This is a genomic window from Roseburia sp. OM04-10BH, from assembly GCF_003462605.1.
Taxonomy (GTDB): Bacteria; Bacillota; Clostridia; order Lachnospirales; family Lachnospiraceae; genus Roseburia_C; species Roseburia_C amylophila.
Genome location: NZ_QTZI01000009.1, coordinates 132,142 through 140,000, shown reverse-complemented (window position 1 = coordinate 140,000; position 7,859 = coordinate 132,142). Strand labels below are relative to the sequence as shown.

Here is a 7,859-nt window from a genome sequence, read left to right as displayed (position 1 = left end):
TTTAGAAAATCCCGGCAAATATCTGTACCAGAAGATTATGCTGATAGAGAAATGCGAGGAACTCATTTTCTCCGATATATGTCACCAGCCGCGTGCCCCATTCTGTGGCTGCCATAATATGTATCAGATAAAATGCCACCCAGACTATAAGAAATCCTTTCACACCGCCTGCCAACATTCCCATGAACCGGTTGATTCCTTTCAGAACCGGAAGCTTCACCACCAGATCCAGCACATTCAAAATAATATGAAGAACCAGATATACCACCACATATGTCACTATGCAGGCAATCAGACTGATGATAAAATGCGTGATTTTTTGTGCCATTGCCTGATAAACTCCGCTATCTGCCAATGCCTGATGGACCGCATCACTTCCCGCTTCTGCCGCTTTGTCCATAAGGGCATCCAGTTCTCCGCCACTGATACCATTTTCTTCTAACTGCTGTCTGGTCTCTTCGGACTTCTCCTGTGCTTCCAGGTCCAGCCGGTCCTGCGCATTTTTTTCCACATGCTCTAAGCATTTCTCCGTGATTCTCTCATCCAGCTCTGTGTTTTCTTCTATATAGGTTGTAATCCTTGGAGCTGCAACCGACACCACTGCAAGGGTGATAATCATTGCAAGCAGGGAGAATACTATTTTTATAAATCCACGGAAGTATCCCTCCAGGGCACATACTACCAGGATTCCAATCACACATATCAATAACCAATTCACTTCAGTCTTACCTTCTCTGTTGTTCCTTCCATTATAAATATATAACCATTCTGGCTGCCGTCTGAAATTACATCATACAGCGGTGTATCAAATGTATAGGAAAATTTCTTTACACCATATGTATTGTAAATCTGACACTCTGTGGCGTTCCGGATACAGATTTCTCCATTTCCAAGGAAGTCCACATTTTCATAATCCATGGTAAAATCCTTGCTTAATACATGTTTGCCACCGGTATTATAAATTTCCATATGGCGGCTTTCTTCTGTGCTTTCGGTATCGGATTCTGCCTGCACATCATTATTGTAAATGATGCCAATATAATTTTCACTGGTAAATACACTCTTTATTTCCTGGTTCAGCGCAATTTCATCATCCGGCTCCGGTTTCTGGGTACCTCTGAACAAAATAATTTTGGAATCGCCAAATGCCACCAGACGGTTGTTATCGGTAAATTCTATCTGAGGTATTATCACATCCGGATAGTCGAAGCTTCCTACCATATAATCAATCTCATTTTGTCCTACTGAGCCAAAATTGTAGAATTTGATTGTGCTGCATACTTCTCCATTATTGACCGTGAGCATGGACACTGCTAATTTCTTTCCATCATTGCAAAGGGAAATATCCAGCGGATAACCGCTTTTTTCTGTATAGAATGCACCGGACACCAGATTTTTGCCATTTTGGTCATACATACGGATGTAATTCTCTCCGTCACTCTCCATCCATACTGCCACAACGCCCTGGTTGGCTACGCTTATTCTGGAGATGTTCATCGGTGTCTCAATTTTGCCCTGCATTCCCGCCTGATTCATGATATAGATTTCAGTTCCGCCCCTATCTGCCAATGCCACATAATCCTCACAGACATCTGCCATTGGTTCTTTCATCTCATAGGTCTGGTTCCAGTACACTTCATCATTGGCGTCGGTATAAATTGCCCCATCGTTACTATATTTGATAAAACCATTTCCATATGCAAGAAACTGGCTTCCAGCAGTGTCCTGACGTTCCACGCTTTTTTCTACCGTGTAACTATTATATTTCCGCAATTTCTGAAAAAAGAAAATCCCCAATGCTGCAACAGCTGCCAGTGCCAGCAACAACAATATGATTTTTATTATTTTCAAACGATGTTTCCGTATTTTGGTATTCAGTTCTTCTTCGTCTGTTTCGATGGTACGAAACTGTGTTTTATCTGCCATTTCTGTTTCTTAACTCCTGCTGTTCTCTTCACTCTTCTATTGATTATAGCCTATATTCCATGTTTCGGCATTATTTTTTTCTTATGGAAGTATTAATTTTTCGCCAACCTTTATATTATCGACATTTTCAATCCCATTTGCCGCACACAAATCTGCCACATGGGAAGCATCCTGATATATCTTTTTACTGATGGAAATCATGCTGTCTCCCGGCTGCACGATATAATAGCCCTGCTGCAATATAATTTCCGCCTCGGACTGCGGCTGTGTACTTGCTGATGCTGCCTGGTCAGATGTATTATCCGGTGCTGCCGTGCTATCCTGTGCTGCCGTGCTGTCCGGTGCTGCCATGTTATCCGGTGCTGCCGTGTTGTCCGCAACCTGTAAGTTTTCTGCATTCTCTTTTTCCGTTGGTTCTACCTGTCCCGCAAGGTCCTCGATGACCAGCTTTGTCTGGGTTTCCGTATCCGGTGCAGGGTCTGTTCCTGATGAATCATTTTTCTGTTCCATGACACTGACCGCAGTTTCTAGTTTCTTCATTTTCTCATAATTATTGAACATGCTGATGCCTACAACTATGATTGCAATGACCACAAGAAGACCACTTCCATAAACCAGTGAATGAAATGCCGGCAGTTGAAAATTCTTTTTTGGTCTGTTTAAGACCAGCTCCCGGTAGTTTTTTAATGCCTCATCCCGGACTTCCTCCGGTTTCACTTCCTGCGGTGTGTCTTTCCGCGATACTATCATATACTCCTGCATCGCCTGGTTGCGTTCATAATAGATATAATAGCCTTCTTTTTTATGAACGGCTCCCTCTTCATATATGTATAACGTTTCTTCTTTTTCCAGGGAATCCGACAGCAGCAGAAGTCTATTGTTTCCACCAAAGAAATTTTTCAGTATCCGTTCCAGTTCCGGTGTCAGGCAGGGTGCTGTCCCCTTCTCATCATAAAACCAGCCCAGTAGTGTGCTTCCGTCAAAATAGCGTTTAATTAAGGTGCATATTTCTGTCCGGATTTTCTCCTGAAAAACCGGAGCTGTCCCACAATATGCAATTTCCGGCAATCCAAATGCCCCATTTACATAGATATTCGTGTTTTTGCCATGGGTTTCGGTTCTGCCCACCAGAATGCATACCCTCCGTTCATTCATTCCGAGAAATGCCGGATGCAGATAGGTGTATACATAATCTTCTATGAAAATGTGTTTTTCACCCTCTGGCGTCCCAATCTGGCGGAAATTTCGTGGAAACGTTGCCGTATCCTCCGCCTTCTCGTTCGTTCTTCTATTTTCTGTCACTATATTTCCTGTTGCGGTATTTCCTGCCGGTGCATTTCCTGTTGCTGAATTTTCTATTTCCTTCCGTTGTATAATCTCTATCACGTCTGCCGCCCCTTTCCTCTTGTCCTGGGACAACCATAACACAGAGGCGGCGGATTTTTTGCCATATCATGGATGGCGAAAAATGAAGTTTCTGACAGGTTTTTACGAAAAAAGCTGCCACTTTTTCAGTGACAGCTTTCCTTTTTGTCTTTTTTAGTTTTCTTTTACAAAGGCTTTTACCTTTTTGTAGATACTTTCTGCATCCAGTCCGTATTTTGCAATCAGTTCCGGTGCCGGGCCTGACTCGCCAAAGGTATCATTTACGCCAATGCGGAGCACTTTGGCCGGTGCTTTCTCGCAAAGGACTTCACATACAGCACTTCCAAGTCCACCGATGATGGAATGCTCTTCTACCGTTACGACTTTGCCTGTCTTTGTGGCTGATGCAGCAACTAATTCTGCATCGATTGGCTTAATGGTATGGATGTTGATAATCTCTGCATCAATGCCATCTGCTGCCAACATTTTCTCTGCTGCTAATGTCTCGCTTACTTCCAGTCCGGTTGCAAAAATGGTAACATCTTTTCCTTCTTTTAAGACGATTCCTTTTCCGATTTCGAATTTGTAATCTTCGTTATCGTTAAATACAGGAATTGCAAGTCTGCCAAATCGGAGGTAAACCGGTCCTACATGTTCATATGCCGCTTTTACTGCAGCTTTTGCTTCAATATCATCACTCGGATTAATCACTACCATTCCAGGAATTTCACGCATCAGTGCAAGGTCTTCTAAGCACTGGTGGGTTGCACCGTCTTCTCCTACAGAGATTCCTGCATGGGTTGCACCGATTTTTACATTCAGGTGTGGATATCCGATTGCGTTACGCACCTGCTCATAAGCACGTCCTGCTGCAAACATTGCAAAGGAGCTCATGAATGGAACTTTACCGCAGGTAGAAAGTCCTGCTGCGATTCCAGCCATATTTGCTTCTGCAATTCCACAGTCCAAGAAACGTTCCGGAAATGCTTTCTTGAAGATTTCCGTCTTGGTTGCACCTGCCAAATCGGCATCTAATACTACAAGGTCTGTGTGTTCCCTGCCCAGTTCTACTAAAGCATTACCGTAGCTTTCTCTTGTTGCAATCTTCTTTACTTCTGACATAATGCTTCACCTGCTTTCTTCAATTCTTCCATTGCCTGTTCGTACTGCTCGTCATTTGGAGCTTTTCCATGCCAGCCCACCTGATTTTCCATAAAGGAAACTCCTTTTCCTTTGGTGGTCTTTGCGATGATTGCAACCGGCATGCCTTTTACTTTCTTTGCTTCTGCAAAGGCATTACGGATTTCTTCCATATCATTTCCATTGATATTGATTACATGGAAATTGAATGCTTCAAATTTCTTATCAATCGGATATGGAGAACATACTTCTTCTACCGTTCCATCTATCTGAAGGTTATTGTTATCTACGATTACAGTCAGGTTGTCTAAGTGATGTGCGCCTGCCCACATGGCAGCTTCCCAGATTTGTCCTTCCTGAATCTCACCATCACCACACATTGCATATACCTGATAATCCTTATCATCCATCTTACCAGCCTGTGCCATTCCTACTGCGCAGGACAATCCCTGTCCTAAGGAACCTGCAGACATATCAACACCCGGAATATGTTTCATATCCGGATGTCCCTGTAAATAAGAACCTGTATGACGCAGTGTCACAAGATCTTCTACCGGAAAATATCCTTTGTGTGCCAGTACAGAATATAATGCCGGAGCTACATGTCCTTTCGACAGCACAAATCTGTCGCGGTCTGCCATCTTCGGATTCTTCGGATCCACATTCATCTCTTCAAAATACAGATATGTCATAATATCTGCTGCGGAAAGTGATCCGCCTGGATGTCCGGATTTTGCACTGTGCAATGCCGTAACAATACTTTGTCTTACTTCATTTGCCTTTTTTTCCAACTCTGCATTCGTCATTTTACTTAACCTTTCTCATGAATAAGCTTGTTTGTATCCATTACAACTCCACACGTCCCTCTAACGCGCGAAGTAATGTTACCTCGTCAATGTATTCCAAATCCCCTCCCACAGGGACGCCGCTGGCAATTCTTGAGACCTTGATTCCAGTCGGTTTCACCAGCTTGCTGATATACATTGCTGTTGTCTCTCCCTCTAAGCTTGAATTGGTGGCGATGATGACTTCTCTTACATCACCCTCCAGCCGATGTATCAGCTCCTTGAGCTTAATGTCATTCGGTCCGATTCCAAGCATCGGAGATATTGCCCCATGAAGTACATGATATACTCCTTCATATTTTCCAGTTTTCTCATAAGCTGCCAGATCCCTGGTGTCCTCTACTACCATGATTACGCTGTGATCCCGCTGGGGATTTTTGCATATCGGGCAGAGTTCATCATCGGTCAGGGTCAGGCACTCTTTGCAGTAGTGTATATTCTGTCTTGCATCTAATATGGAACGACTTAATTTTTCCACATTTTCTTCCGGCATATTCAAAATATGAAATGCCAGTCTCTGCGCCGACTTTGGTCCAATTCCCGGCAAGCCGGAAAGTTGTTCTATCAGACGGCTTATCTGACTGCTGTAATAGTCCATTCTGCTTCCTCTTCTCCTTCAGCTGATTAGAATGGGAATCCGCCGCCAAGTCCACCCATGCCACCGGTAATCTTGGACATGGACTGCTGGGAATATTCTTCAATCTGGCGCAGTGCCTCATTGGTTGCTGCCATAATCATGTCTTCTAACATTTCTACATCATCCGGGTCAACTGCTTCCGGATCAATCTTTACTTTGGTTACTTCTTTCTTACCGGAGACTGTAACCTCAACTGCACCGCCACCTGCTGCGGCTGTTACTTCTTTCTCCTCTAACTCCTTGGATGCCTCTTCCATCTGGCGCTGCATCTTCTGTGCCTGTTTCATAAGGTTTCCCATATTTCCCGGCATTCCGCCCGGAAATCCGCCGCCTCTTTTTGCCATGTTTCCATTTCCTCCTGTATTTTATTCATCTTCAATGGTTATATCCATATTGATTATCTGTGACAAATCCACATAGGATTCTTCAAACGGACGATTCGACTGATTCTGCTGAATCTGAATCTCCACTTCTTTTTCTATATAATCAGAAATCACCTGTCGGATTTCATTTCTGTGGTCTTCCTCTTCCACGTAGCCTGCTGCAACCGGGTCATCCAATACAATCATCAGACGGTCATCTCCGCCAAGACTTAAATGTGCCGACTTAAGATAGGTGCGCACCACGCCGCTCATCTTCGGTAGAATGGAATTCCAGTTCTTTACAATCTGTTCCACATCTTCCGGGATTGCTTTTGGCATTGGCGGACGGCTGACCGGTGCTGCTGCCTCGGCCGGCTGTGTCGCGGTATTCACCGGTGCTGCCATGGGAATTCCCTGCTCCATCTTCTTTTCTAACTTTGCTAACCGGTCTGTAATGGAATCCATGTTGGTCTCCATTGCAGGTTTACATAATTTAATTATTGCGATTTCAATTAAGATTCGTTTCTGGGAAGAATATTTTACCTGATTGGACAGCTCGGAGAAAATCCGGATATACCGCATCAGTACATCTGCTTCTACCAACCGGGCTTCTTCTTTTAAAAGTGCCATGTTCTCAGAAGACATATCTAAGACTTCTTCCATATCGTCTGAGCCTTTTAACAAAAGCAGGTTTCTTAAATACCAGGTAAAGTCATTGACAAACTGTCCTAAATCTCTTCCCTCGATGACCAGCTCTTCTAACTGCGAAATGGCTCCTGCCACATCTTCTGCCAGCACTTTCCGCAGTAATTTAGAAAAGACTTCCGTATCTACTGCACCCAGCACCTCTAACACATGGTCATAGGTCAGCTTCTGTCCCAGATAAAAGGCGATGCACTGGTCTAAAAGGCTTAAGGCATCCCGCATGGATCCGTCTGCCGCTTTGGCAATATAGCGGATTGCCCGTTCTTCCACTTCCACATTTTCCTTTTCCATCAGTTCCATCAGGCGGTCTGATATGGTCTCAATGGAAATCCTCCGGAAATCATACCGCTGACATCTCGAAAGAATCGTAATCGGTATCTTATGGGCTTCCGTAGTTGCCAGTATAAAAATGACATAGGAAGGCGGCTCTTCCAGGGTCTTCAACAAAGCGTTAAAGGCTCCGATGGAGAGCATGTGCACCTCGTCTATGATATAAACTTTGTATTTTCCTTCTGTCGGGCGGTATGCTACCTCTTCCCGGATTTCACGGATATTATCTACACCGTTATTGGATGCCGCATCAATTTCGATAACATTCATGGAACTTCCTGCCGCAATTGCTTTACAGCTTGCACATTCTCCACAAGGGCTTCCATCTACGGGATGTTCGCAGTTGACTGCCTTGGCAAATATTTTTGCGATGGTTGTCTTACCGGTTCCTCTCGTTCCACAGAACAGATATGCATGGCCGATACGGTCTGCCTTTATCTGGTTCTTTAAGGTTGTTACTATATGCTCCTGTCCTTTGACATCCGCGAATTCCTGTGGGCGGAACTTACGGTAAAGTGCCATGTATGACATCTATTCCATCCTCGCTTC

General features: G+C 44.1%; 8 protein-coding genes. All 8 read right to left on the bottom strand.

Translation table 11 applies throughout. From position 1 onward, the window contains the following. Position 1 precedes the first annotated feature (1 nt). Positions 2-718 carry a CvpA family protein gene (locus tag DXB43_RS10600; RefSeq protein ID WP_117947532.1) on the bottom strand — a complete coding sequence of 239 codons (717 nt, stop codon included), beginning with the start codon at positions 716-718 and terminating at the stop codon, positions 2-4. Further along, on the bottom strand, positions 715-1,926 hold the full coding sequence (locus DXB43_RS10595; protein ID WP_117947531.1) for a DUF5711 family protein: 1,212 nt from the start codon (positions 1,924-1,926) through the stop codon (positions 715-717). Before DXB43_RS10595 ends, DXB43_RS10600 begins: the two co-directional genes overlap by 4 nt. A gap of 81 nt (positions 1,927-2,007) precedes the next feature. Further along, positions 2,008-3,312: a LysM peptidoglycan-binding domain-containing protein gene (locus DXB43_RS10590; RefSeq protein WP_117947530.1), complete on the bottom strand. Its 1,305-nt coding sequence runs from the start codon at positions 3,310-3,312 to the stop codon at positions 2,008-2,010. A gap of 153 nt (positions 3,313-3,465) precedes the next feature. Continuing rightward, a complete protein-coding gene (locus tag DXB43_RS10585) occupies positions 3,466-4,413 on the bottom strand; it encodes a transketolase family protein (protein ID WP_117697856.1) in 948 nt (315 codons plus the stop codon). Further along, positions 4,401-5,237, bottom strand: coding sequence for a transketolase (locus tag DXB43_RS10580; protein ID WP_022244306.1), 837 nt, complete (start codon positions 5,235-5,237; stop codon positions 4,401-4,403). Before DXB43_RS10580 ends, DXB43_RS10585 begins: the two co-directional genes overlap by 13 nt. Before the next feature lie 40 nt (positions 5,238-5,277). Further along, positions 5,278-5,874, bottom strand: coding sequence for a recombination mediator RecR (gene recR, locus DXB43_RS10575; RefSeq protein WP_022244307.1), 597 nt, complete (start codon positions 5,872-5,874; stop codon positions 5,278-5,280). A 26-nt stretch (positions 5,875-5,900) separates the two neighbouring features. Continuing rightward, the gene (locus DXB43_RS10570; RefSeq protein WP_022244308.1) at positions 5,901-6,257 is read right to left on the bottom strand and encodes a YbaB/EbfC family nucleoid-associated protein; all 357 of its coding nucleotides are present in this window, start codon (positions 6,255-6,257) and stop codon (positions 5,901-5,903) included. A 21-nt stretch (positions 6,258-6,278) separates the two neighbouring features. Then, the gene (gene dnaX / locus DXB43_RS10565; protein ID WP_117697858.1) at positions 6,279-7,841 is read right to left on the bottom strand and encodes a DNA polymerase III subunit gamma/tau; all 1,563 of its coding nucleotides are present in this window, start codon (positions 7,839-7,841) and stop codon (positions 6,279-6,281) included. Positions 7,842-7,859: the final 18 nt, after the last annotated feature.